We start from the raw sequence: 26,229 nt of genomic DNA on the forward strand, positions 1-26,229 counted from the left end.
AGATAGGTTTATGAAAAGATTTTACTTTGTGCTGTTGGTTCTATGTGGTGGTGCTGCGGTTGCGCAAAAGCAAAACCTGAGGCCTCAGGTTTCAAAAAAGGCTTTGAGCATCACACAGCAGGTGATAGACTGGCGCCGGGATTTGCATGAGCATCCGGAATTGGGAAACCTGGAAACGAGGACTGCGGCAATCGTGGCTAAACATTTAAAGTCACTGGGAATTGAGGTACAGACAGGCGTGGCAAAGACGGGTGTGGTAGGTATTCTTAAAGGAGGAAAGCCGGGGCCTGTTGTGGCGCTAAGGGCGGATATGGACGGTTTACCGGTAACGGAACGGGTGGATTTACCTTTTGCCTCTAAAGTGAAGACCATATATAACGGACAGGAAGTGGGCGTGATGCATGCTTGTGGCCATGATAGTCATGTGGCTATTTTAATGGGGGTGGCAGAGGTACTGGCTTCTATGAAAAAAGACATCCCCGGTACGGTGAAATTTATTTTTCAACCCGCTGAAGAGGGGGTACCTGAAGGTGAAGAAGGCGGTGCTGCATTGATGGTGAAAGAAGGGGTGTTGGAAAATCCGAAAGTCGAAGTGATTTTTGGCCTGCACATCAATTCACAGACGCCGGTGGGTGACCTGACTTATCGTCCGGGCGGGATCATGGCGGCGGTCAATGATTTGAAAATTACGGTGAAGGGAAAACAGGCGCATGGTGCTTATCCATGGAGCAGTATTGATCCGATTGTGATTTCTGCACAAATTGTGAATAACCTTCAAACAATTGTGAGTAGGAACCTGAATGTGACGGAAAATCCAGGGGTGGTTACGATTGGTGCCATCAACGGGGGGATTCGCTCTAACATTATTCCGGAGAAAGTGGAAATGTTGGGCACCATCAGGAATTTTAGTAAAGAAGATGAGGCGATGTTTATAGAAAGGGTGAAAACCATCGCTACAAAAACCGCAGAAGCGGGCGGAGCTACAGCGGAGGTGAAGATTCCTTTTAGTAACCATTATCCGGTAACGTTTAATGACGTAGCTTTAACGGAAAAGATGTTGCCAAGTTTACAGGCTACTGCCGGCGCGGATCATGTGCGCCTGAAACCTCCGGTAACAGGAGCAGAGGATTTTTCTTTCTACCAGGAAAAGGTGCCCGGCTTGTTTATTTTCCTCGGCGGGATGCCTAAAGGACAGGATCCGTTAAAGGCGCCATCGCACCATACACCGGATTTCTTTATCGATGAAAGTGGTTTTGGTTTAGGGGTGGAAGCACTTAGTAACCTGGCACTTGATTACATGAATTTGAAAAAATAACGGCAGCGATTTGATTTGCTGATCATTTTAATTCATTATATTTAAGATACTAATATTAGTACATCACCTAGAAAACAATTTTATGTTAGAAAATTTGAATGAACTGGTTAAAGAAAGTGCTCAGGATGCAATTGTGAACAATAGTGAGATTCCAAATGAGCAAAATGAAGCAGCGATTCAAGCGGCTTCCGGTTCTATTTTTGACTCCTTGAAACAACAATTGTCGTCCGGAAATATTGGTAATCTGGTGGATGCCTTTAAAGGTGGAGATGTGGCGAACTCTTCCGTAGTGAAGGACGCTTCCTCTGGCTTTATTGATAAATTATCAGGAATGGGCATCAATCTGGATTCGGCGAAAGCCATTGCAGCTTCTATCATTCCCGGAGTGATGGGTAAGTTGGTGAGTAAGACAAATGATCCGAACGACAGCTCTTTTAATCTTCAGGATATGTTAACGAAGATTTCAGGACCTGATGGTAAGTTTCAGTTGTCGGACCTGACGAACTTGTTTGGCGGTAATAAAGAAGAAGGAAAAGAAGGAGAAGGCGGTATCGTTGATAAGCTAAAAGGGCTTTTTAATTAAGAAAAAGAAATGTTTAAAGAGGTTCTGTGCTTGTTTTTGAAAACAGGGACAGAACCTCTTTGTATTTTATATATTTGTGATTATGACAAAAGAACAAATTCAGGATTTAAGGGACAGAGTAGCGTCGCTGAGGAGGCATCTTTGACGTAGAAACACGTCTTGAGGAAATTTATATAGAGCAGGAGCTTACCCTGCAAACCGACTTTTGGGATGATCCTAAAAAGGCGGAAAAACATTTGGCTGGTATCAATTCCAAGAAAGTATGGACTGATGCCTGGCAGGCAGTAAGTAAAGAGCTGGAAGATACAGAAGTGATGTTTGAGTTTTTGCAATCTGGTGATGCCAGTGCGGAAGAAATGCAGGAGCAGTACGACCGTTGTTTGAAAATGGTGGAAGAGCTGGAACTGAAAAACATGCTGAGTAGTAAGGAAGATCAGCTTCATGCGGTGATGCAGATTACCGCAGGTGCAGGTGGTACCGAGAGTTGCGATTGGGCAGCCATGCTGATGCGTATGTACATCATGTGGGGTGAGAAGAATGGCTATAAGGTGACGGAGCAGGATTCGCAGGAAGGGGAGGTAACGGGTATAAAATCGGTTACGCTTCAGTTTGCCGGAGACTTTTCTTATGGTTATCTGAAAGGGGAAAACGGGGTTCACCGTTTGGTGCGAATTTCGCCTTTTGATTCCAATGCCCGCAGACATACTTCATTTGCTTCCGTCTATGTGTATCCTTTAGTGGATGACACGATTGAGATTGAGGTGAAGGATTCAGAGATTGAATTTGAGACTTTCCGCTCCGGTGGTGCTGGTGGACAAAATGTGAATAAAGTGGAAACGGCCGTAAGGTTGTATCATAAGCCTTCGGGTATTGTGATTAAAAACCAGGAGTCACGTTCCCAGTTGCAGAATAAAGAGAATGCAATGCGCTTGTTAAAATCACAATTGTATGAAGCGGAGATGCGCAAGCGCATGGAAGCAACAGCTTTAATTGAAGGTTCCAAAAAGAAAATCGAATGGGGATCGCAAATCAGGAATTATGTGTTGCATCCTTATAAGCTGGTGAAAGATTTACGGACCAACTATGAGACTTCAAATGCCCAGGGGGTATTGGATGGTGATTTGAACGAATTTTTGAAAGCTTACTTAATGGAATTTTAAATATGAGATACCTTACTGTATTATTGATGACCGGTTTTTTTGCTACAAATGGCGCAATGGCGCAGGAAAGTATATTGATTTATCCCGGAGCGATTCCAGGAGCTAAGCCTACACCTGCAGATTTTAAAGAGCTTTCTGTAACAGGGAATGATGGGATAATCAGGGTCAGTAAGGTATCTGTACCAACATTAAAGGTGTTCTTACCTTCAAAAGAAAAAGCAACAGGTGCTGCTGTGATCATTTGTCCGGGGGGTGGTTATGGAATACTGGCCATTAACCATGAGGGGGATAATGTGGCAAAGCGGTTCAATGAGATCGGCGTTGCTGCCTTTGTCTTGAAATATCGTTTACCGGATGATGCGATAATGGTGGATAAGTCTTTCGGGCCTTTACAGGATGCCGAACAGGCGATTTACCTGTTGAGGAAGGATGCGGCAAAATATCATCTGGATCCTGCAAAAATCGGGATCATGGGTTTTTCTGCCGGTGGCCATCTCGCAGCTACACTGACTGTACATTATAAGGATGTTAAAATAGAGAATAAAGAGGGACTGAGTCTTCGTCCTGATTTTTCGATGTTGATTTATCCGGTGGTCTCCTTTCTGGAGTCGCCACATACGGGTTCTGCGAAAAATCTGGCAGGACCAAATGCAACGGATGCGCAAAAGGATTATTTTTCCAATGAGCGCCATGTGGATGCAGAAACTCCGGTTACATTCTTAGTCCATGCCAATGATGACAAGTCTGTTCCTGTTGAAAATAGTTTGTCTTTTAACCGGGCAATGGTGAAAGCAGGGAACAAGGCGGAGTTGCATGTTTACCAGGGCGGTGGTCATGGTTTTGGGTTAAATAACAAAACCAGCCAGGATCAGTGGTTTGATCGTTTAGTGAACTGGATGAAATCGAATAAGATTATTTAAGTTAGATATTCGTGTTGTTGAGGATGTCTTGCAATTCTTTTAATTCTGCTACCTTTTCTGTGGAGCCCAGGTTTTCATAAGAGGAGATCAGGTTTCTGATGATTCTTCTGATGATTTCTATATTGCTGCATGGCGCATAAAAACCAGGCATAGGGTCAAGATTTAGCTGGCGAAGGAACTGGTCTACATCATGCTTGCCAAAGATGGCTCCTTTATTAAAGGCATTAATATAAAACAGGACGCCAAATTCATGGTCTTCCCTTTTACTTTCATCAATATAGCCGAGAATAAAATGTTGTGGCAGATTAACGCCATACACCGGAATGTCCAGTTTTTGGGCAATAGTGGAATAGATGATTGCTAAGGATATCTGATTTCCTTTTTTACTGTCCAGCACCTGATTGATGTAAGAGTTTTGTGGGTCGTGGTGGTTTTTGGTGTTTCCACTGAAACCATATACATTATAGAATACGTGATTGATGAGTTTGATTTTTTCAATGGAACTCATTTCATATTGTAATCCGATCCAGATTTCCCGCTTGATTTCTTCCATCTGGAGCTTGATTTTTTCTTCATTGAGGTCGGGATATTGATATCTGTTGATCACCAATGCGCCCTGGAGCAGGTCGAAAGCACCACTTTGATACCAAAGATTCAGATCTTCTTTAACGCTGTTGAATTGGATTTTATGAACTACGTTCTCGATTCTTTCCTGTAACAGTGTGTCCAGAGATTGTTCCCATGCATTTTCCAGAAAATGAACCACCTCTTCTCCATACTCCAACAGGCGTTTTTCAATATGTTCGAAGATCTCCGGATCGGGATCGTCCAACAATTTGACTAAAGCACTTATTTCTTTACTATTTTCCATTAAACATGCAACTTAGAATCATGTGATTGCTTATTTTTGTAGCTATGGTTTTCAATTTTATCAGCGACTATCTAAAGCACCGATTGACTTCAAAAAGCAGACATGGTACGCATTCTCCTTTCGTTTATAAGCTCACAGATGAGGTAATTTACGATTTTAACGCTAAAAGTGATTACAAAAGCATTGAAGCGCAAAGAAAAAAACTTTTAAATGACGATTCTTTAATTACGGTGACGGATCTGGGTGCAGGTTCTCATTTGAATAAGAACCGTACAAAAAAGGTACGACAGATTGCGAAAAACGCTTTGAAGAGTCCAAGATTGGCACAGTTAATTTATCGCCTTGCGAAAGAAAACCAGCCGGATCATATTTTAGAATTAGGTACTTGTCTGGGCCTGACCACATCATACCTTTCCAGGGCTTGTCCGGATGCGGATATTGTAACTATTGAAGGTTGTCCGGAAACGGCAAAAGCAGCTTATAAGAACTTTCAGGATCTGGAACTTGACAATGTAGAGCTGAGGGTAGGGAATTTTGATTCCTTACTTCCTGACTTCATCGAACAGGCCGAGAAACTGGATTTCGTTTATGTGGATGGAAACCATAGAAAGGACGCCACCCTCAATTATTTTAACTGGTGCTTACCGAAAGTGCATGAAGGGTCATTGTTGATCTTTGATGATATCTATTGGAGTGAAGGGATGAAAGAGGCCTGGGAAGAGATCAAGAACCATCCGGACGTTACCATTACTATTGATTTGTTTTGGATCGGATTGGTTTACTTTAAAAAAGGACAGGCAAAAGAGCATTTTAAAATTAAGTTTTAGGCTCAGCATTTAAAATGCTTCGGCCAGGGTGAAATAAAAACCACTCTGGCGTTTCTCATTGATACGCTTTTCTCCGACTGCATAATCCATACGGACGCTGAGTCCTTTTTCAGGATCGAAGAAATATCTTCCGCCGAGTCCGTAAGAAGGTTTGAAGTTTTTGGCTGCAAAATCGCCATTGGCAAAAACCTGTCCCGTTCCCGCAAAGACTACTGCACCGAAACGGTTATTGTAGCGGTAGCGCAATTCCGCCTGACCAGCTAATAAATTCTGATCGCGGTAGCGGCCGGTATAATATCCCCTCATCATTTCATCATTCCCCATTTGCGGCAATAAATAGAAAGGTATCTTTTTTCCCTGCACGGTATGGAATAAGGCATTTACACCCAATACGAATTTAGGGCTGAGCGACCAGAAGTTTCTAACGTTTGCTTTAATGACACTTCCGCTGAAGCTTTCGCCTGACCAGAGGTCTGGTGCGTATTGATAGGCGATGCGGCCGAGGAATCCTTTAGTAGGGTAGTTGTTCGAATTTCGGGTATCATAGCTTTGCGAGATTCCTATATAGGCAACATTGCCGCCTAAGCGCTGAATGAGGTTTGGATCGGTATCGAATAATCCACCTGTGATCTCATCTTTGAAGTTGTAATTTTCAAATCCAAGGGATATGCCGGTGTAGGCGTGTGGTAATATTTTCTTTTCTGCTTCGAGCATGATTCTGGACTGTCGCTGTACAAGGCGGTCTGAATTTGCAAACAAGGTTTCATTACCAATTCCGAAAAAGTCGAAAGGCATTCTTTTAAATCTGAATTCTGAAATGAAATGGTAATCGTTGCCTTTGGTCCAGATATCACTTTTTAAAGAGAAGTTGTATTGTCCTTTGGTTGATACGGAAGCGACTCCTGAAAAGTTGGAGCTGCGGTTGGTGCTGTCTTTTCTGTCGAGGTAAGTAGAATATAGTGCGCCAAGTCCGAATTCTGCCCCGATTTCCTGTGAATATCGGAAGATGGGTACAGGCATAAAGCTCGCTCTGCGTGAGCTATCTGTTTTTTCTGACAAGTATCGTTTAATAAATTTCTTTTGTGCGGATGCGTTTGCGACGGTAATGATCAGTATAGTGATGCAAAGCGAAATTCTCTTCATTGGCCTAAAATAGGGAAAGATTTGTATTAATTGGGTTACTGGCGATCCCCTAGCAAGATTAGCGCCAGTAATTGCGCTTGTTTCATTTTTAAAGCGGGGTTAGGATTAGTCCTTTACGATTATTTGCCTATTTTTGCGCTAACAACAAAATTTAATCAAAAATGAGTACGAAAAGAGGACCTATCTCGCAATTCATGGAGACAAATTATCTCCATTTTAATGCGGCAGCTATGATGGATGCGGCTAAAGGATACGAAACACATTTGGATGAAGGTGGTAAGATGATGATTACGCTTGCAGGCGCAATGAGTACTGCTGAGCTTGGAATCTCTTTAGCTGAAATGATCCGTCAGGATAAAGTTTCGATTATTTCTTGTACTGGTGCGAATCTGGAAGAAGACATCATGAACCTTGTTGCGCATTCTCATTACAAAAGAGTGCCTAACTACCGTGATTTAAGTCCACAGGATGAGTGGGATCTTTTAGAAAACCATTACAACAGGGTTACAGATACTTGTATTCCTGAAGAAGAGGCTTTCCGTAGATTGCAGAAACACATCAATAAGATCTGGAAAGATGCAGAAGATGCAGGAGAGCGTTTCTTCCCGCATGAGTTCATGTACAAGATGTTATTGAGTGGTGATCTTGAGCAATACTATGAGATTGATCCTAAGAACTCATGGATGCTTGCAGCAGCAGAGAAGAACTTGCCGATTGTAGTACCAGGATGGGAAGATTCTACGATGGGAAATATCTTTGCTTCTTATGTGATGAAAGGTGAAGTTAAAGCGACTACTGTAAAAGGTGGTATTGAATATATGGGTTATTTAGCAGACTGGTACATTAAAAACAGTTCTGGTAAAGGAATCGGATTCTTCCAGATTGGTGGAGGTATTGCTGGTGACTTCCCGATTTGTGTTGTTCCGATGTTATATCAGGATATGGAAATGGAGAATATTCCATTCTGGAGCTATTTCTGTCAGATTTCTGATTCGACTACTTCTTACGGATCTTATTCAGGTGCAGTACCGAATGAAAAAATCACCTGGGGTAAATTAGATATCAACACGCCAAAGTTTATTGTAGAATCAGATGCAACAATCGTTGCGCCACTGATCTTTGCATGGATATTAAAAATGTAAATTGAATTTACAAATATTGTCAATGTGAGGTTGGCTGAGAAGAATCAGCAGTTTTTCGAAAATTGCTGATTTTCTTCGTTTAAAGCCCCAAAAACAAACTATTTAGATTGATTATAAATTGTATTTACTGTCATTTATTTGTCATTGGTAAGTTAATAAATTTTACTTTTGTGGACGTTTTGGTGTAGAACCTAAGTTCGGTTACCAAAGGCGGTTTACAAGTTTTTTAAAAAATAGCATAAAATACTCATTATGAGGGATATCTCATTGATCATTAGAAGAGTTTGGAAGTCGGCATTCATGTTTACGGCTTTATCTGTTTTAATCGTTTCTGCAACACAAGCGCAAGATGTAGTGGAGGGAAGGAAAATATTTAAAGATAAATGTTCTTCTTGTCACCAATTAGACCGTAACAGTACAGGTCCGGCTTTAACTGCCAAAGTAAACGAGCTAGACGAAGCATTTACCATCAAATGGGTAAAGAACTGGAAAGCTTTAGTTGACGCTGGCGATAAGCAGGCAATTGAGGCTGCGAAGTTCTCTCCGTCGGAGATGACTACGTTTCCTACATTAACTGACGACCAGATTAAAAACGTTATCGCTTACGCTAAAGCGGGCGAGCCTAAGAAAGAAGGCGATGCAGCAACAACTGCAACTGTAGATGAAGGTGTATCTGATTTTTCTATCGCAGGTATCGTTGCTATTATCTTAATATCAATTGCGGTATTAGTGATTTTAGGACGTGCGATTAAAATGTTAGAGCGTTTAATCTTAAAGAAGCAAGGTGTTGAAATCTCAGAAGAGGACAACGTTCCTTTAACTGTAGGTGTTCGCAGATTATTCAAAAACAAAAAATTTGTATTCTTCTTCATTCTATGTTTAGTAATGAGCTTAGGTTCATTCGGATGGATGGCGATGTGGAATACAGGTGTACACACTGGATATCAGCCGGTACAACCAATTAAATTCTCTCACGAATTACACGCCGGGACGAATCAGATTGACTGTCAGTACTGTCACTCAGGTGCGTTTAAATCTAAAAACGCTTCTATTCCATCTGTGAATGTTTGTATGAACTGTCACAAATCGGTACAGGCTACTGAGAAGTATAACGGTGAGATTTCTCCGGAGATTCAAAAGATCTACACTGCGATCGGTTACGATCCTGCAACTTTGACTTACGACAAGACAAAAGAGAAACCAGTAGAATGGATTCGTGTACACAACCTTCCTGATTTTGCTTATTTCAATCACTCTCAACACGTAGTCGTAGGTGAGGAAGCGATCAGAAAACAAAAAGGTCTTCAGCCAAATGAGCCGGTATGTTTTGCATGTCACGGTCCGGTGAATACCATGGAAGAAGTATATCAGTTCTCTCCGCTAACGATGAAATGGTGTATCAATTGCCATAAAGACGCTGAGATTTCAGGTAAAGACAATGCTTTCTATGCGAAAGTTATTGAAGCCCATGAGAAAATCAAAAAAGGCGAAAAAATCACTCCTGCATTATTGGGTGGTTTAGAGTGTGGTAAGTGCCACTATTAATAAGAGTTTAATAAGAACGTTCGATAAACAGTAATATAGCTTAAATGGAAAGCAATAAAAAATACTGGAAAGGCTTAGAGGAGTATAAAAACACTCCCGATTTTGTTGAAAACAACAAAAACGAATTTGCTGAGCCCCTTCCAATAGAAGATGTTTTAAATGAAGCAGGGTTAAGTACGGTAACCCCGCGCCGGGACTTTTTGAAAGCATTAGGTTTCGGCCTTGGAGCGGTAACGCTTGCAGCTTGTCAGACTGCTCCGGTTCATAAATCAATTCCTTATGTCATCAGACCTGAAGAAGTAGTTCCGGGTATCCCGAACTACTATGTATCAAGTTTCAATGGACAGAGTGTGTTGGTGAAAACCAGAGAGGGACGTCCAATTAAGATTGACGCAAATCCTAATTCAGGAGTATTCAGTACAGGTACGGATGCACAGGCGCAAGCTTCTGTTTTAGACCTGTATGATGTTTCTAAATTACATGGTCCTGTTTTAAAGGACGATGAAAAAGTAGCATGGGCTAAGATTGATGAGTTTGTTAAAGGCGAGTTAAACAAGGCACAGGCATCAGGAAAGAAAATCCGTTTGGTTTCTTCTTCAGTAAACAGTCCTTCTACTAAAGCAGTTATCGCTGACTTTACTACTGCTTACCCTAATACTAAGCACGTTCAATACGATGCAGTATCTTATACTGGTATTATCAAAGCAAATGAAAATAGCTTCGGTAAAGCAGTAGTTCCACAATATAGATTTGATAAGGCTGACCTGATCGTAAGTTTCGGTGCAGACTTTTTATCTACCTGGATCAGCGGTGAAGAATTCACTTCCCAGTATGTTGCGAACAGAAATCACAAGTCTTTAAAGGCTGGTAAAATGTCACGTCACTTCCAGTTCGAAGCTGGTATGAGTGTAACTGGTACTAACGCTGATACGCGTGTTCCGGTTAAACTTTCAGAAGAGGGACCTGCATTAATTACCTTATATAATACAATTACCGGTAATAACTTAGCTGGTGCTGCTTTACCAAACAACGTAACTGCTGATAAAGCAATTAAGCTGGTGGCTAAAGAGTTGTTGCAAAACAAAGGAAAAGCATTAGTAGTTTCAGGTTCAAATGACGTATCTACTCAGATTCTGGTAAATGCGATCAACTCTGCAATTGGTAGTTATGGTACAACGATCGACTTAGACAATCCATGTAAACGTTACGCAGGTAATGATGCAGAATTTGCTGAGTTTATCAATGAAATGAACAGGGGAGAAGTTGCTGCGGTATTCATCTTAAATGCTAATCCTGGTTATGATGTAGCAAATACTAAAGCTTTTGCTGATGCATTGGCTAAAGTTGCTTTAAAAGTTTCGTTCTCTGATCGTAAAGATGAGACTTCGAGCTTATGTGATGTAATTGCAGTTAACCATAACTATTTAGAGTCATGGGGTGATGCAAGTGCTTACGAAGGTAACTACTCTATCATCCAACCAACAATTAATCCGGTATTCAATACCCGTCAGGCAGAAGAGAGTTTATTGATCTGGTCTGATAACGCGGTTAAAGATTACTTCCAGTATGTACGTAATAACTGGGAGAAAAATATCCTTCCTTTATTCGGTAAAACCTGGAAAGAAGTATTACAAACCGGTGTATTTATTGCAGCAGCTAAGCCAGCAGGAGCTTATAACTTCAACTTGTCATTAGCAGCAGTAATTCCTACCATTTTAAATAACAGCAAATCATTAGCAAAAGACATCGAGTTACAGGTTTACGAAAGTGCAGCAATGCGTGATGGTAGACATGGTAACAACGCTTTCTTATTAGAATTGCCTGATCCGGTTTCGAAAGTAACCTGGGACAATTATATTGCTATTGCGCCTAAATTCGCTGAGAAATTAGGTTACAAAGAATTCGATATCGTATCTGTAAAAGCAGCAAACGGTTATACTGTTGACTTACCTGTGTTGATTCAACCGGGACAAGCACAGGGAACTGCTTCTATCGCTTTAGGATTTGGTAGAACGATGACTGGTAAAGCTGGAAATAACGTAGGTAAAAATGCTTATCCTTTTGTAAGTTTCAGCAATGGTACTTCTAAATACGCTACTACTGTTCAATTGACAGGAACTGGTCGTAGAGAAGAATTGGCGCAAACACAAACGCACCACTCTTTCGAAGGAAGAAACATCATTCGTGAAGCTACTTTCACAGAATACAAAAAGAATCCGGCTGCAGGTTCAGGTAATGACCATGCAAAACATAAAACTTACGATTTATGGCCTGAATATGAGAAACCAGGTAACAACTGGGTTATGGCAATCGATTTGAATGCTTGTACAGGTTGTGGTTCTTGTATTGTTGCTTGTAACGTAGAAAATAACATTCCTGTTGTAGGTAAAGATGAGGTTCGTAAGCGCAGAGAAATGCACTGGATCCGTATCGACCGTTATTACAGCTTTAATGTTGAGGCAGATGCACATGCAGATGCAGCACATGGCGATCATGGTACTGGTATCAATGCAGTAACTAAAGAGAAAGAAATTGCTCATTTAGATAACCTTGATAACGTATCTGTAGTTCACCAGCCAATGCTTTGTCAGCACTGTGACCACGCTCCATGTGAGACGGTTTGTCCGGTATTGGCAACGGTTCACTCTTCAGACGGCTTAAACCACATGGCTTATAACCGTTGCGTAGGTACACGTTACTGTGCGAACAACTGTCCGTATAAAGTGCGTCGTTTCAACTGGTTTAACTACTGGAATGATTCTCGTTTCGACAACTATCTGAACAATGAATTTACTCAGTTGGTACTTAACCCTGATGTAACTGCCCGTTCAAGAGGTGTTATGGAGAAATGTTCTATGTGTATCCAACGTATCCAGGCTGGTAAATTAACTGCTAAGATGGAAAAACGTCCATTAAAAGACGGTGATATCAAAATGGCATGTCAGCAAGCGTGTTCGGCAAATGCGATCATCTTTGGCGATGCCAATGATCCTGAGTCGGAAGTATCTAAAGCATTACGTAGTGAGCGTATTTACTATGTATTGGAAGAGATCAACGTACAACCGGGTATAGGTTATATGACAAAAATTAGAAACACAGATACAACAGTACAAGCGTAAGCTGATATTAAAGAAAATAAATTATGTCAGGACATAAGGAATCAATATTAAGAGAGCCATTAATCACCGGCAATGATATCACGTATGCAAAGATTACGAATGATATCTTAATGCCAGTTGAGAATAAGCCTAACAGGGCATGGTGGATAGGATTTATACTCGCACTATGTGGTGCCACACTATGGTTGGTATCCGTTGGATATACCTTCTGGTTTGGGATCGGTGCATGGGGATTAAACAAAACAGTTGGATGGGCATGGGACATCACCGGATTCGTTTGGTGGGTAGGTATCGGTCACGCAGGAACACTGATCTCTGCGGTACTACTACTCTTCCGACAGAACTGGAGGAATTCCATTAACCGTTCTGCAGAGGCGATGACCATCTTCGCCGTTATCTGCGCCGCGACGTATGTAGTATCCCACATGGGTAGACCATGGCTGGCTTACTGGGTACTTCCACTACCGAATCAATTCGGGTCATTATGGGTAAACTTTAACTCTCCGCTGGTTTGGGATATGTTTGCCATCTCTACTTACTTCTCGGTATCACTATTGTTCTGGTATACAGGTTTACTACCTGATATCGCGACTATCCGTGACCGTGCAATAGGAACGAGACGTAGAATCTATTCTATCCTTTCTTTCGGATGGTCTGGTAACGTAAAAACATGGCAACGTTTTGAGGCGGTATGTATCATCTTAGCAGGTATCTCTACGCCACTGGTACTTTCGGTTCACACGATTGTATCTATGGACTTTGCGACCTCGGTAATTCCGGGATGGCATACCACGATCTTCCCTCCATACTTCGTAGCAGGGGCGATCTTCTCAGGATTTGCAATGGTGTTAACATTATTACTTGTTGCACGTAAAGTATTGGGTCTTGAGAACTATATCACGATGTTCCACATTGAATCGATGAATAAGATTATCATTCTAACAGGATCTATCGTAGGTGTGGCTTATATCACTGAGTTTTTCATTGCCTGGTACTCAGGTTCAGAATACGAGCAATACGCTTTCATTAACCGTTCAACCGGTCCATACTGGTGGGCATACTGGATGATGATGACGTGTAACGTAATCTCTCCTCAGTTGCTTTGGTTCAAAAAAATCCGTACCAGCATTGCAGCAACCTGGATTTTATCTATCGTTGTAAACATTGGTATGTGGTTCGAACGTTTCGTAATTATTGTGACTTCATTACATCGCGATTATATCCCTTCAAGTTGGGCGATGTTCTATCCTACATGGGTAGATGTGGGTGTCTTTGTAGGCTCAATCGGAGTGTTCTTTACCTTGTTCCTTTTATTCTTAAGAGTGTTACCTTCTATTGCAATTGCAGAGGTGAAACTGTTACTGAAGAGTGCAAGTGAGCAATCTAAAATGGAACAAATTAAAGAAGGTCATCTGGACAAAGAACACGTGAAAGAATACGTAGAGTCTTTAGAGAAATTTGATAGTGTTAAACAAGAAGAATACGCAAAAATATAACAATGAGTAATATCAAATATATTTTAGGCAGTTTTGGTGATCCTGACGAAATGATGCACGGCATCGACCAGTTACAGGCAAATAACATTAAAATACATGATGTTTATACACCAATGCCTATTCACGGCATCGAAGCTAAATTAGGGATCAAAAGATCCAGGTTGGATATCCTTGCATTCTTTTGCGGGGTAGCCGGAACCATTTCTGCATTCGCATTAATCTACTTAACCTCGGTGGTAGATTGGAAACATAATATTGGTGGTAAACCTGCTTTAGCACTTCCGGATTTTATTCCGATTATGTTTGAAGTAACGGTTTTATTCTGTGCATTCAGTTTAGTGGGCGCTTACTATGCTTCAACGCATTTGTTCCCTGGAAGAGCACCTAGAGTAATGGACTTAAGAGCTACAGATGATAGATTCATTATCGCTGTAGATGCTAAAGAAAATACCGATCATAATAAAATTGATGGTTTATTAAAAGATGCAGGTGCTTTAGAAATTAAGCACAATGAAAGGAAGTATATCAGCTATGAATAAGAATAAAGTAGTTTTAGCCTCATTTTGTATTCTTGCCAGTGCTGTTGTCTTTTCAGCCTGTAAAGATCCACAGAGTACTGGTTTAGAATATGCAAGGAACATGTATGATCCGATTGCCTATAATCCAGATCAGCCAAACAAAAACTTTAAGAACGGATCAACGGCACAAACGCCGCCTGCCAATACTACACCAGTAGGGTTTAACAAGTACGACGATTTTCCTAATACTAAAGATGGATATGAAGCTGCTGGTGCTAACCTGGTAAATCCGCTTCCTGAAACAGAGCAAAATCTAATTGCAGGAAAGCATTTGTTCACTGTATTCTGCTCGCCATGTCATGGTGAAAAAGGAGACGGACAAGGTCACCTGGTTAAAATCGAAAAGATTAGTGGTATTCCTTCTTACCATGGTGATGCAGCTTCATCACGTGGTGGTTTGATGAAAGACCTTTCCGCAGGAAAAATTTATCATACTATTGAGTATGGTTTAAATAACATGGGTTCACATGCCTCTCAACTATCTCCTGATGAAAGATGGAAAGTAGTGATGTATGTTCAACAATTACAAAAAATACAATAGAAAAGCACAAATAAATGGGAACTCACAATTATAATTTAACTGAGCAGTTTGAGTTTACAGGTAAAGCTAAGACCTTAAGTTTTATCGCTATCGCCATAGGGGTATTAGCGATAGGATATGGCTTTTCAGCAGAGGCGCTTCATGAGCGTACTTATGCAAACCTGTTACTGATGGCTTACTACTTCGCATGTGTTTGCATGTCAGGTGCATTCTTTCTTGCTGTTCAATTTGTAGCACAGGCTGGTTGGTCTGCTTCTATATTACGTGTACCACAGGCGATGGCTAAAACCTTGCCGATTGCGGTTGTTATTTTGATCGCAGTAATGGCAGCCGGTTTGTACACACACAACTTATATCATCACTGGAATGCTCCGGGCTTAACTGATCCGGGCAGTCCTCATTATGATAAACTAATTGCTGGTAAATCAGCATTCCTTAATGTGCCTTTCTTTATGGCACGTCAGGTGATCTTCTTAGGCGTTTACTGTATTTTTGCAGTACTTCTTGCTAAGTTATCTACGAATGAAGATTTAGAAGGTGGTTTAAATTCTTACAGAAAAAGCTTTAAATACTCTTGTATATTTTTAGTAATCTACGGTTTTACTACGCCAATCTTTGCTTTTGATACCATCATGTCTCTTGAGGCACACTGGTTCTCTACGATGTTCGGTTGGTATAACTTCGCAGCAATGTGGGTAAGTAGTTTAGCGACTATGGCGATCATCATCATCCTGTTGAAAAAATCAGGTTACATGAGCTGGGTTAACAATAGTCACTTACACAACTTAGGTCAGTTTATCTTCGGATTCTCTATTTTCTGGACTTATGTATGGTTCGCTCAATTTATGTTGATCTACTATGCAAACATTCCGGAAGAGACTGTTTACTTCTACAAAAGATTTGATCACTACCAATTCTGGTTCTACCTTAACCTGGTATTAAACTTCTTAGCCCCTGTTTTATTATTAATGGACAGAGACAATAAGAGACAAGAAAACATCATGCTTGTGGTTTGTATCATCGTATTGTGTGGACACTGGGTTGATTATTACCAAATGATTATGCCTGGAACTGTTGAAGAACACCATGCTTTTGGTATTATTGAGATTGGAACTGCTATAGGTTTTGTAGGATTGTTTACCTTTACCGTTTTAAGAGCACTGAGTAAGCAGCCTTTAATCCCTAAGAACCACCCGTTCTTACAGGAAAGTTTGAATCATCACTTGTAATAGGTGATCTTAATAGAGTATATAAAATAATAGTATAATAGAAGTACAGCGTTACTACTTTTAAGGAAATGAGTTTAAGAAAATTTATAAGTAACAAAACAATAGCGGCACTAGCAGTGATTCTTACTGTTTTTGCAAGCACAAGCGCATTTGCACAAGCTGCCGGCGCTGCCGCTGAGACCGTAGCCAAACCTATTGATATGGGTCCGGTTTATAAAACGGTTATATTTTATACCATGGCATTTCTGCTGGTTTGCTTATTTGTAGCAATCATTGGAAAAGCTTTAAAGGTATATGAATTGACCCGTGAGGCTCAGGATCAACCGAAAGGTATCAACTGGAATACGGTAAACGGAGTTCTGTTTGCCTTGTTCCTTATAGTAGGTCTATACGGTGTTTATTGGGAATATACGGTTCATGGAAAGATGATCCTTCCTGAAGCAGCTTCAGAGCACGGTAAGAAAATTGATCAGATGTTTAACATCACCCTGATCATTACGACTATCGTATTTATTGCTACGCACATCATCCTATTCGTTTTTGCTTATATCTACAGAAGCACAGGAAAAAGGAAAGCATACTACTATCCACATAACAACGCTTTAGAGCGTATCTGGACAATCGTTCCTGCATTGGTATTAACCGTGTTGGTTTTGATGGGTTTCTTAACCTGGAGATCGATTTTCTACAAAATTGAAGATCCTAACAACAAGCCTATCAACATTGAGATTACTTCATCTCAGTTTGCATGGGCGATCCGTTATCCGGGAGCTGATGGTATTGTCGGACTTAAAAACTACAAGTTGATCAACTCTATTAACGCATTAGGTATTGATTTTAAAGACAAAAACACTTTAGATGATCAGACTGCTGATGAGATGGTGATTCCTGTAAACAAACCGGTTCGTTTAATTTTGACCAGTAAGGATGTATTGCACAGTTTCTACATGCCTCACTTCAGAATTCAATTGAATACAGTACCAGGTATGACTTCTTACTTCGAGTTTACACCAACCATCACTACTGAAGAGATGAAGGCGAAAACTAACGATCCTAAATTTGCTTACTTATTCTTATGTGCTAAAATTTGTGGTGAAGGTCACTACAAAATGCAGAAAGAAGTTAGAGTGGTTTCGCAAGCTGAATATGAGGCATGGGTTAAAAAACAGGGAACTTATTTGACAGACGATTTGAGAAAAGAGTTTAACCTGCCAGTAGCAGCAGCACCAGCTGCAGTTGCACCCGCAGACAGCGTAGCAAAAGACACTTCTGCAGTTAAAACAAATCAATTAGCTTTAAAAAAATAATAATACTGGAATAGCACATTATGTCAACTATATCATTACACGATACACATAACCACGATAGCCATGATGATCATGGGCATCACAAAGAGACCTTCTTAACGAAGTATGTCTTTAGTCAGGATCACAAAATGATCGCTAAGCAGTTCCTGATAACAGGTATTATTATGGCTGTTATTGCGATGGGTTTATCTATCCTGTTTCGTTTGCAACTGGCATGGCCAGAGAAAAGCTTCCCGATCCTGGAAACATTCCTTGGTTCATGGGCTGAAGGCGGACGTATTAAACCGGATTTCTATCTGGCATTGGTAACGATACATGGTACCATCATGGTATTCTTTGTATTGACGGCCGGCCTGAGTGGTACATTTAGTAATTTATTGATTCCTCTTCAGATAGGGGCAAGGGATATGGCCTCGCCATTCCTGAACATGTTGTCTTACTGGTTCTTCTTTGGAGCTTGTGTAATCATGATGAGTTCATTCTTTATCCAAACTGGTCCGGCAAGTGCGGGATGGACAATTTATCCTCCGCTATCAGCTTTACCAACAGCGATTAAAGGTTCTGCTTTAGGTATGACTTTATGGTTGATCAGTATGATCATGTTTGTTGCTTCTTCTCTTATGGGTGGTATCAACTATGTGAGTACCGTATTAAACATGCGTACTAAAGGTATGGATCTTTGGAAAATGCCATTGACCATCTGGGCATTCTTTTTAACAGCGATCTTAGGTGTACTTTCCTTCCCTGTATTAGTGGCAGGTGTGGTACTTTTAATCTTTGACCGTAGTTTTGGTACAAGTTTCTACCTTTCTGATATTGTTATGGGTACTCAGGTATTACCTAATGAAGGTGGTTCCCCGATCCTTTGGCAACACTTATTCTGGTTCTTAGGTCACCCTGAGGTTTACATTGTAATCATGCCAGCTTTAGGTATCTCATCAGAGGTTATTTCAGTAAACTCAAGAAAACCAATTTTCGGTTACCATGCGATGATTTATTCATTGATCGGTATCACGGTATTATCATTCATCGTTTGGGGTCACCACATGTTTGTGACGGGTATGAACCCGTTATTAGGTGGGGTATTTATGATCACGACCTTGATTATTGCGGTTCCTTCAGCAGTAAAAACTTTCAACTACCTGGCTACTTTATGGAGAGGTAATATCAGATTCACTCCGGCAATGTTATTTGCTATTGGTTTGGTATCTTTCTTTATCTCTGGTGGTTTAACCGGTATTTTCTTAGGTAATGCTTCTTTGGACATTAACTTACATGATACTTATTTCGTTGTTGCCCACTTCCACTTAGTAATGGGTTCTGCTGCGATCTTTGGTATGCTTGCAGGTGTGTACCACTGGTATCCTAAAATGTTCGGTAGAATGATGAGCAGCAAATTAGGTTACCTTCACTTCTGGTTAACATTCATCTCTGCTTACTTAGTATTCTTCCCGCTTCACTTCTTAGGTTTAGATGGTGTACCTCGTCGTTACTATGCATTTACTGAATTTGAGTTCATGCAAAAATGGTTAACAGTGAACGTATTCGTTACCTGGGCAGCCATTATCGGTGCATTGGCACAAGTAGCTTTCTTATGGAACTTCTTCTACTCAATCTTTAAAGGAAAGAAAGCACCTCAAAATCCATGGGAAGCTAATACTTTAGAGTGGACTACACCAGTAGAGCATATCCATGGTAACTGGCCTGGAGAAATTCCAACAGTATACCGTTGGCCATATGATTATAGCAAGCCAGGTTCTGATGTGGATTTCATTCCTCAGACGGTTCCTTTCTCTCAGACTATGACTTCTAACATGCCTCACGATTTTGAAGGTAATACAGAAGCTGAACGTATCCAGAGAGAATGGGAAGCTAAAAATCCTGTAGCACCAGAACAATAGATCATACATCGTATTCAAAATACACAATGGGGTATCTGCAGTAGGTAAATACTTACAACAGATGCCCCATTTTTTTTAATCCAACACCAACCATGGTTTCCAGAGCTGAAAAGAGATTTATCAGGCTTAACCTTCTCACCATTGTCGTAACCCTACTGTTGATTCTTGCAGGAGGAATCGTACGAAGTACAGGTTCTGGCATGGGTTGTCCGGATTGGCCAAAATGTTTTGACCAGTATATCCCTCCAACCCATTTATCACAGTTACCTGCCAATTATAAAGACAAATATGTTGCTGAGCGTGTCGCCAAAAACGAACGTTTTGCTAAAACATTAGAAAAGATGGGAAAGGCACATCTTGCGGATAGTATCCGTCATGATACGTCTATTTTACAACCTGAAACTTTTAATGTGGCTAAAACATGGACGGAGTATCTGAACCGTTTAATGGGGGCATTCACGGGTTTCTTCCTCGTAGGCTTGCTGGTTTATTCTTTTGCTTATCGTAAAACGGCGACAAGAATTCTGGTATTGAGCATTCTTAACGTGATTATCGTTGGATTTCAGGCCTGGTTAGGTTCAATTGTAGTTTCTACTAATTTAATGCCCTGGATCGTTACCGTACATATGCTGCTGGCATTGGTCATCCTTGCAATTTTAGTTTACACTTACAATTATGCCAGACAGTTACAGGAGCAAACGGTAGTGATCATGTCCAATATTTTTTGGTTGAAGGTTTTGACTTTAGTTTCTGTAGCCTTAAGTACCATTCAGGTGGTATTGGGAACAGAGGTAAGGGAAGCGATAGATGCGATTTCAAAGAACATGATGTACAATGATCGTGGCAGTTGGGTTAGTAAAGTAGGGGATGTGTTCTCTTATCACAGGGATGTGGCCATTCTCGTTTTGATTCTTAATGTCGTGATTTATAAAATTGTAAAAGATAAGTTTAATGGTAAAGCCAGGGCACTATTAGTTGGTAATGGAATTGCCATAGTTTTAATTATCCAGATTGTTACCGGCTTATTATTGTCTAACTTTGCGCTGCCGCCATACGCGCAGGCATTACACATTCTGTTTTCTACTGCATTGTTCACCTTACAGTATTATCTGTATTTGCTGGTGTATAGAACAGATACTTACCATCAATAATAATTTTATATAAATTGAAACAGTTTTTAGCAGATTTTTCTAAGCTCATTAAATTCAGACTAACTTTTCTGGTTGTATTTTCCGCATCAGTTACTTTTTTAATAGGCTCTAAAGTGCCGGTCGACGGCATTACTCCGGATATTAACTGGACAAATTGGTTGATCCTGATCGTGGGTGGTTTTCTGGTTACCTCTGCTGCCAATTGCTTTAATGAAGTGATTGAAGTGGACCTGGATAAACTAATGACCCGTACCAAAGATCGTCCGATGCCTGCTGGTCATATGACTACAGGACAAGGATTGGTTTCTGGTTTAGTGATGGGATTAGTAGGTACCTGGTTATTGGGTAACTACCTGAACATTGTAACCGGTTTTCTATCCGTTTTTTCTATTTTCTTATATGCTTTTGCCTATACTCCTTTGAAAAGGAAGAGTCCAATTGCGGTTTTTGTAGGTGCTATTCCTGGTGCTTTGCCTCCGCTAATAGGATATGTAGCTGCACATGGTAAAATTGATCAGATTGCAGTGATCTTATTTTTAATCCAGTTTGTATGGCAGTTTCCACATTTCTGGGCTATTGCCTGGGTATTGGATGATGACTATAAAAAAGCAGGTTTTAGATTGCTACCTACTACGAAGAGGGACAAAACCAGTGCTTTTATTACGTTTTTAAGTACACTGATTCTGATTCCGGTAAGTTTAATGCCTACGTTTTATGGTTTTGGTGGTTATTATATTGCAGGAGTATCTATCCTCGGCGGGCTGGTTTTTGCAGCGCTGGCGTTTAAAATGTGGATAAATATGGATCTGGTAAGTGCGAGAAAGGTGATGTTCTGTTCTTTCTTTTATCTGCCCATCGTTCAGTTGGTTTTATTGTTTGATTTTATAGCTTAATAATTTAAATATGGTACATACGTTAAAAGAGCAGGATGTAAAATATGACGAGGTTGTTAACTCAAAGCCTAAGAAGTTTATTCTTTGGTTGTTTGTAGTGTCTTCAACGATCATGTTTGGGGGCTTTACGAGTTTCTACATCGTATTTGCAGCATCAAAAGGTAAAGGTCACGGATTGGTACTTCCAGACGCCTTTATGTACAGCACATTGATTCTAGTCGGTAGCAGCATCTGTCTGTTTCTTGCCGCCAAGGCACTGAAAGCCGGGAATATTGGCTCTGAGAAAATTCTTCTTTGGGGAACGATGGCATTGGCACTGGTTTTTGCCTATCTTCAGGTAGATGCATGGAGCACTTTGTATCAAACAGGCGCAACATTAGTGAACAATAACGCTGCGATATCTTTAATTTATATCGTTTCTGGATTTCACTTATTGCACATTTTTGGTGGACTTTGTTTCATATTGAATTGTATATTCGGTGCTTACGGTGGGATATCACTACCAAGAGCAAAATATAGAATGGAAATTGCCTCTATATTTTGGCATTTTATAGATATATTATGGATATATCTGTATGTTTTTTTACTTTTGAACAGTTAGATTTGTTAACAAACTATTACAATTTATAAAATGAATTCATTATCACAATTAGATCAGGTAAAAACTACTCCTTGGAGCGGAGGTCGCTCGCCGTGGTCGGTAGAGTACGGTAAATTAATGATGTGGTTTTTCTTGCTATCTGATGCATTCACATTCTCGTCATTATTGGTTTATTATGGAGCACAACGTTTCACTAAGTTAACCTGGCCAGATCCGGATTTGGTTTTCCAATCCATTCCTGGTATTGTTGATACCGGTGCACCATTGGTGTTCGTGGGTATTATGACTTTTATTCTGATCATGAGTTCGGTAACCATGGTATTGGCTGTGGAAGCTGGTCACAGACGTGCTAAGAAAGAAGTAATCTGGTGGATGGTCGCTACGATCATTGGTGGTTTCATGTTCTTAGGCTGTCAGGCTTTAGAGTGGACACACTTATTCCATGAAGGATTTGGTTGGGGTAAAATTCCTCCGATGGAAACACTTCACCACTTGTTTAACGGAGAGGTTTCAACCGTATCTGCTTTACAGTTTTCAAATCTATTCTTCACAATTACAGGATTCCACGGTTTCCACGTATTTACGGGAGTACTTATCAATATCATTATCCTGGTTATGACCATTAATGGTACGTTCGAAAAACGCGGACATTACCTGATGGTGGAGAAAGTTGGTTTATACTGGCACTTCGTTGATTTGGTATGGGTATTTGTATTTACATTCTTCTATTTAGTTTAATCATTCAATAAAAATATATTATGTCAGATCACGCACCTAGCACAGAGCACGGACACGGAGAACACGAAGGTTTAACCAAGAAAAAAATATGGCAGGTATTCGGTATTCTTTTACTGATCACAGTAATCGAATTCTTTATCGCCCTTTGGGTATTGCCACATGGTTACATGAGCCATGGTGTAGGTAACTTCCTTTACATCGCGCTTACATTATTGAAAGCATTTTATATTGTTGCTTATTTCATGCACTTAAAGTATGAGAAACTGGGGCTACAATTAGCATTAACCGTATCGTTTATTTTTATATTCTATTTTATAACATTAATGCTAATTGAAGGCGGATATCTGCATCTTCATATGCCCCTTGTTTAATGAGTAGTTCACAAATAAAAAAAATATTAATCCTGGTCACCATTTTAGCGGTACCAGGATTTTTGTATTATTTACTACAGGAAAAAGGGAAGAACAGGTATAAACCACTTCCTGTATTTGGCCCCAAAGCGGTAGCAGCTACCTTTCATTCTGTGAAGGGTAAAAAAATTCCTGACACGATCTATCATCTTGTTCCGGACTTTAAGCTGGTTAATCAAAATGCGGATAGTATCAGCTGGAAAAACTACGAAGGGAAAATCCTGGTTCTGAATTTATTCTATACCACCGGAAATGCGGGAGCTGTGAGTTTTGCCAATAAGGCAATGAAGGCTTTCGAAACCACCTACGATCACAATAAGACCGTTAACTTTGTTGGTTTAAGCATTGATCCTACACGGGATACCCCGGAGGTACTGGCCAAATATGCGCAGACACTTGGTGCAAAGCCTGGAAAATGGGATTTGTTGACTGGTGATAGTACGACGATTTACAGTTTGGTGAATAAAGGGCTGTTTATCGATGCGCATCAGGAAGTAGAAAAGGGAGCAGCAAAATTTGTGTATAGCAATATGTTTGTCTTGCTGGATCCTCAGCGACGTATCCGTGGTTATTATCCAGCGAGTAGTCAGGAAGCACTCTCTCAGCTGAATGATGAGATCAAAGTATTGATCACAGAAGAATTAAGAAACAATAAAGACGGAAGGTAAGCCTTTCAAAATACCAGAGTAAGATGAATAATGATAAGTTTTTCCTAAGATTAGTTTGGATCGTGACTGCAGTTGTATTAACTGTGGTGATTGCCCTGAAATTGGTTCCACCTCCAGGTAATAAACCTGCTTTCATTTATCTGTTGCCTCATATCATTGGTGGGATCAATGCTACCTGTTCAGTTTTACTGATCGTGTCTTTGATCTTCATTAAAAAGGGAAACATTAAAGCGCATAAAATTACGAATATCACGACCTTTCTTTTGTCGGCCATATTCCTGGTTTTTTATATCCTCTTTCATTTGTATGAGAAGGATACAAAGTTTGGGGATATCGACCATAATGGTATTTTATCTGCGGCAGAACTTGCAGCAGTTGGAAGTACCAGGTACATCTATTTTTTCATTTTAGCCACGCATATTATCCTTGCAGTGGTGGTATTACCATTAATCCTGGTGAGTTTTTACAGGGGATTAACGATGCAGGTGGAACTTCATAAGAAGATTGTTCGCTGGTCTTATCCAGTGTGGTTATATGTAGCAGTAACCGGGGTAATTGTCTATCTGATGATCTCTCCTTATTACAATTTCTAGGCAGACTGTTTAGACTTCGTAATTAAGCAAATAACGTACTTAGGTTGGTGGATTCAAATTCACCAACCTTTTTTATGTTTTATTTTTTACAATAGCAATAGCCTTATTCTTAGCGTTCTTTCTCTATATTTGCAGGATGAAAAAGATAGTTTTTATCTTCCTTTTTATGCTCACGATGTTGATCTCCAATGTCCCTGCTGCAAATGCACAATGTGCCATGTGTACTGTTAGTGCGGAGCAGAGTGTGAAAAATGGGAATACACAGGGAAATGGCCTGAATTCTGGAATCCTTTACCTTTTATCTATTCCTTATTTGTTAATTACCGGAATGGGTATCCTTTGGTATGTTAAATTCCGTAAGAAAAACACTGAAGAAGTCGCTTAATATTTTTGAACTCCATTCCCGCTCATCGCCTGTTGCGATTTACTGATCTCTATGAAGAAAACGTCAAAATTGTATGCAGTTGTACATGGTAAATGTCCACAATGTCGCAGAGGCGATATTTTCACTGGCAGTATGTATGGTTTAAACATTCAACGTACCAATACCAATTGCAGCCATTGCGGTTTCCGGTTTGAGATTGAGCCCGGATATTTTTATGCAGCGATGTATGTGAGTTATGCGATGAATTGTGCTGAAATGATCAGTCTGGGGGTTGCCGCCTATATATTGTCAGGCGGTTGGCTGGAATATGAATCTTTCTGGATGTACATTACTGTGATCTTTACGGGATGTTTAGTTTTGGCACCTTTTAACTATCGCTATTCCCGCGTGATGTTATTACATTTTCTATCTCCTAAAATTAAATACAAACCAGCATACGATAAACTATGATTAAACCTGAGACATTCGCCTTTATCACCGATGTAGCCCGAAATAACAACCGGGAATGGTTTGCTGAGAACAAAGCAAGATATGAAACTGCAAAGGAGGATGTATTGGCCTTTGTAGATCAGTTGATCCCTGTGCTCGCAGGAATAGACCCCGATTTTTCTATAGATACCCCTGCAAAGAAATGTTTGCTGCGTATTTACAGGGACGTCAGGTTCAGTAAAAATAAAGATCCCTATAAAAACAACTTCGGAATTTCCTTTAATATCAAAGGTACTGGTATCCATGGTCCTGGATATTACCTCCACCTTCAACCTGGCGAATGCTTTATAGCTGCAGGTTTCTGGATGCCCGAAGCTCCGGTGCTTAAAAAAATCAGGGAAGAGATTGATTACAATGGTTCAGAATTTTTGGAGCTGATTCATGCTAAAAGTTTTGAAAGTACGTTTAAGTTGAGCAGAGAGGATACCTTGAAAAATGCACCTAAGGGATATGAAATGGATCACCCTCAGATAGAATTTCTGAAGTTGAAAAGCTTTGTTGCGATTTGTCCTTTACCGGATAAAGCGTTTTTACAAGCAGGGATCGTTGATCAATTGAAAACAGCCTTTGAAAGTGTGTATCCGTTTATATTATTTTTGAGAAATGCCGTAGCGCAATAATTAT

Annotated in this window: 26 protein-coding genes; 24 read left to right on the forward strand and 2 right to left on the reverse strand. The window is 40.3% G+C overall.

Going from position 1 to position 26,229, the window contains the following annotated elements; translation table 11 throughout:
* The first annotated feature begins 10 nt into the window (after window positions 1-10).
* From OQX61_RS04540 to OQX61_RS04555, 4 genes are all read left to right on the forward strand, one after another.
* A complete protein-coding gene (locus OQX61_RS04540; RefSeq protein WP_265840492.1) occupies window positions 11-1,315 on the forward strand; it encodes an amidohydrolase in 1,305 nt (434 codons plus the stop codon).
* Window positions 1,316-1,397: 82 nt separating this feature from the next.
* On the forward strand, window positions 1,398-1,898 hold the full coding sequence (locus OQX61_RS04545; protein ID WP_265840493.1) for a hypothetical protein: 501 nt from the start codon (window positions 1,398-1,400) through the stop codon (window positions 1,896-1,898).
* A gap of 82 nt (window positions 1,899-1,980) precedes the next feature.
* Window positions 1,981-3,058, forward strand: a protein-coding gene (prfB, locus tag OQX61_RS04550) for a peptide chain release factor 2 (RefSeq protein WP_265840494.1) whose coding sequence is annotated in 2 segments (ribosomal slippage) — window positions 1,981-2,040 and window positions 2,042-3,058 — 1,077 coding nt in all. Because the reading frame shifts where the segments join, the coding sequence is not laid out codon by codon here.
* Window positions 3,059-3,060: 2 nt separating this feature from the next.
* Entirely contained in the window at window positions 3,061-3,978 is a 918-nt protein-coding gene (locus tag OQX61_RS04555) for an alpha/beta hydrolase (protein WP_265840495.1), read from the forward strand.
* Between the two features lies 1 nt (window position 3,979).
* On the opposite strand, the gene OQX61_RS04560 is transcribed toward OQX61_RS04555, so the two are convergent.
* Window positions 3,980-4,849, reverse strand: coding sequence for a transglutaminase-like domain-containing protein (locus OQX61_RS04560; protein ID WP_265840496.1), 870 nt, complete (start codon window positions 4,847-4,849; stop codon window positions 3,980-3,982).
* 44 nt (window positions 4,850-4,893) lie between these two features.
* Here OQX61_RS04560 and OQX61_RS04565 point away from each other — a divergent pair, with 44 nt between their 5' ends.
* Complete coding sequence (locus OQX61_RS04565) at window positions 4,894-5,676, forward strand: class I SAM-dependent methyltransferase (RefSeq protein ID WP_265840497.1); 783 nt, start codon at window positions 4,894-4,896, stop codon at window positions 5,674-5,676.
* 9 nt (window positions 5,677-5,685) lie between these two features.
* On the opposite strand, the gene OQX61_RS04570 is transcribed toward OQX61_RS04565, so the two are convergent.
* Window positions 5,686-6,819, reverse strand: a complete 1,134-nt coding sequence (locus OQX61_RS04570) for a BamA/TamA family outer membrane protein (RefSeq protein ID WP_265840498.1) — start codon at window positions 6,817-6,819, stop codon at window positions 5,686-5,688.
* Between the two features lie 161 nt (window positions 6,820-6,980).
* On the opposite strand from OQX61_RS04570, the gene OQX61_RS04575 reads away from it, so the two are divergent.
* The 19 genes from OQX61_RS04575 (at window position 6,981) to OQX61_RS04665 (ending at window position 26,225) form a co-directional block, all read left to right on the forward strand.
* Window positions 6,981-7,961 carry a deoxyhypusine synthase family protein gene (locus OQX61_RS04575; RefSeq protein ID WP_182960662.1) on the forward strand — a complete coding sequence of 327 codons (981 nt, stop codon included), beginning with the start codon at window positions 6,981-6,983 and terminating at the stop codon, window positions 7,959-7,961.
* Window positions 7,962-8,213: 252 nt separating this feature from the next.
* Window positions 8,214-9,506 carry a cytochrome c3 family protein gene (locus tag OQX61_RS04580; RefSeq protein WP_265840499.1) on the forward strand — a complete coding sequence of 431 codons (1,293 nt, stop codon included), beginning with the start codon at window positions 8,214-8,216 and terminating at the stop codon, window positions 9,504-9,506.
* Between the two features lie 44 nt (window positions 9,507-9,550).
* Window positions 9,551-12,625, forward strand: a complete 3,075-nt coding sequence (locus tag OQX61_RS04585; RefSeq protein WP_265840500.1) for a TAT-variant-translocated molybdopterin oxidoreductase — start codon at window positions 9,551-9,553, stop codon at window positions 12,623-12,625.
* 23 nt (window positions 12,626-12,648) lie between these two features.
* Window positions 12,649-14,121, forward strand: a complete 1,473-nt coding sequence (gene nrfD / locus OQX61_RS04590) for an NrfD/PsrC family molybdoenzyme membrane anchor subunit (protein ID WP_182960666.1) — start codon at window positions 12,649-12,651, stop codon at window positions 14,119-14,121.
* A 2-nt stretch (window positions 14,122-14,123) separates the two neighbouring features.
* Entirely contained in the window at window positions 14,124-14,660 is a 537-nt protein-coding gene (locus OQX61_RS04595; protein WP_062550601.1) for a DUF3341 domain-containing protein, read from the forward strand.
* Window positions 14,653-15,240 (forward strand): cytochrome c, encoded by a 588-nt coding sequence (locus tag OQX61_RS04600; RefSeq protein ID WP_265840501.1) that lies wholly within the window; start codon window positions 14,653-14,655, stop codon window positions 15,238-15,240. The genes OQX61_RS04595 and OQX61_RS04600 overlap by 8 nt, the downstream gene beginning before the upstream one ends.
* Before the next feature lie 14 nt (window positions 15,241-15,254).
* Complete coding sequence (locus OQX61_RS04605) at window positions 15,255-16,469, forward strand: quinol:cytochrome C oxidoreductase (RefSeq protein ID WP_265840502.1); 1,215 nt, start codon at window positions 15,255-15,257, stop codon at window positions 16,467-16,469.
* A gap of 68 nt (window positions 16,470-16,537) precedes the next feature.
* A complete protein-coding gene (locus OQX61_RS04610) occupies window positions 16,538-17,776 on the forward strand; it encodes a cytochrome c oxidase subunit II (RefSeq protein ID WP_265840503.1) in 1,239 nt (412 codons plus the stop codon).
* A 20-nt stretch (window positions 17,777-17,796) separates the two neighbouring features.
* Complete coding sequence (locus tag OQX61_RS04615) at window positions 17,797-19,677, forward strand: cbb3-type cytochrome c oxidase subunit I (RefSeq protein ID WP_265840504.1); 1,881 nt, start codon at window positions 17,797-17,799, stop codon at window positions 19,675-19,677.
* A 92-nt stretch (window positions 19,678-19,769) separates the two neighbouring features.
* Window positions 19,770-20,828, forward strand: coding sequence for a COX15/CtaA family protein (locus tag OQX61_RS04620; RefSeq protein ID WP_265840505.1), 1,059 nt, complete (start codon window positions 19,770-19,772; stop codon window positions 20,826-20,828).
* Between the two features lie 14 nt (window positions 20,829-20,842).
* Entirely contained in the window at window positions 20,843-21,721 is an 879-nt protein-coding gene (gene cyoE, locus OQX61_RS04625; protein WP_265840506.1) for a heme o synthase, read from the forward strand.
* 10 nt (window positions 21,722-21,731) lie between these two features.
* The gene (locus OQX61_RS04630; RefSeq protein ID WP_265840507.1) at window positions 21,732-22,322 is read left to right on the forward strand and encodes a cytochrome c oxidase subunit 3; all 591 of its coding nucleotides are present in this window, start codon (window positions 21,732-21,734) and stop codon (window positions 22,320-22,322) included.
* A 30-nt stretch (window positions 22,323-22,352) separates the two neighbouring features.
* Complete coding sequence (locus OQX61_RS04635; protein WP_265840508.1) at window positions 22,353-23,060, forward strand: cytochrome c oxidase subunit 3; 708 nt, start codon at window positions 22,353-22,355, stop codon at window positions 23,058-23,060.
* Window positions 23,061-23,080: 20 nt separating this feature from the next.
* Window positions 23,081-23,431 (forward strand): cytochrome C oxidase subunit IV family protein, encoded by a 351-nt coding sequence (locus tag OQX61_RS04640; RefSeq protein ID WP_265840509.1) that lies wholly within the window; start codon window positions 23,081-23,083, stop codon window positions 23,429-23,431.
* Window positions 23,431-24,138, forward strand: coding sequence for an SCO family protein (locus OQX61_RS04645; protein ID WP_265840510.1), 708 nt, complete (start codon window positions 23,431-23,433; stop codon window positions 24,136-24,138). The genes OQX61_RS04640 and OQX61_RS04645 overlap by 1 nt, the downstream gene beginning before the upstream one ends.
* 23 nt (window positions 24,139-24,161) lie before the next feature.
* Window positions 24,162-24,731: a DUF420 domain-containing protein gene (locus OQX61_RS04650; protein WP_265840511.1), complete on the forward strand. Its 570-nt coding sequence runs from the start codon at window positions 24,162-24,164 to the stop codon at window positions 24,729-24,731.
* Window positions 24,732-24,867: 136 nt separating this feature from the next.
* The gene (locus tag OQX61_RS04655; RefSeq protein WP_265840512.1) at window positions 24,868-25,116 is read left to right on the forward strand and encodes a hypothetical protein; all 249 of its coding nucleotides are present in this window, start codon (window positions 24,868-24,870) and stop codon (window positions 25,114-25,116) included.
* A 51-nt stretch (window positions 25,117-25,167) separates the two neighbouring features.
* Window positions 25,168-25,566, forward strand: coding sequence for a DUF983 domain-containing protein (locus OQX61_RS04660; protein ID WP_265840513.1), 399 nt, complete (start codon window positions 25,168-25,170; stop codon window positions 25,564-25,566).
* On the forward strand, window positions 25,563-26,225 hold the full coding sequence (locus OQX61_RS04665) for a DUF2461 domain-containing protein (protein WP_265840514.1): 663 nt from the start codon (window positions 25,563-25,565) through the stop codon (window positions 26,223-26,225). Before OQX61_RS04660 ends, OQX61_RS04665 begins: the two co-directional genes overlap by 4 nt.
* Window positions 26,226-26,229: the final 4 nt, after the last annotated feature.

The sequence above is a fragment of the Pedobacter sp. PLR genome (assembly GCF_026239675.1).
GTDB lineage: Bacteria > Bacteroidota > Bacteroidia > Sphingobacteriales > Sphingobacteriaceae > Pedobacter.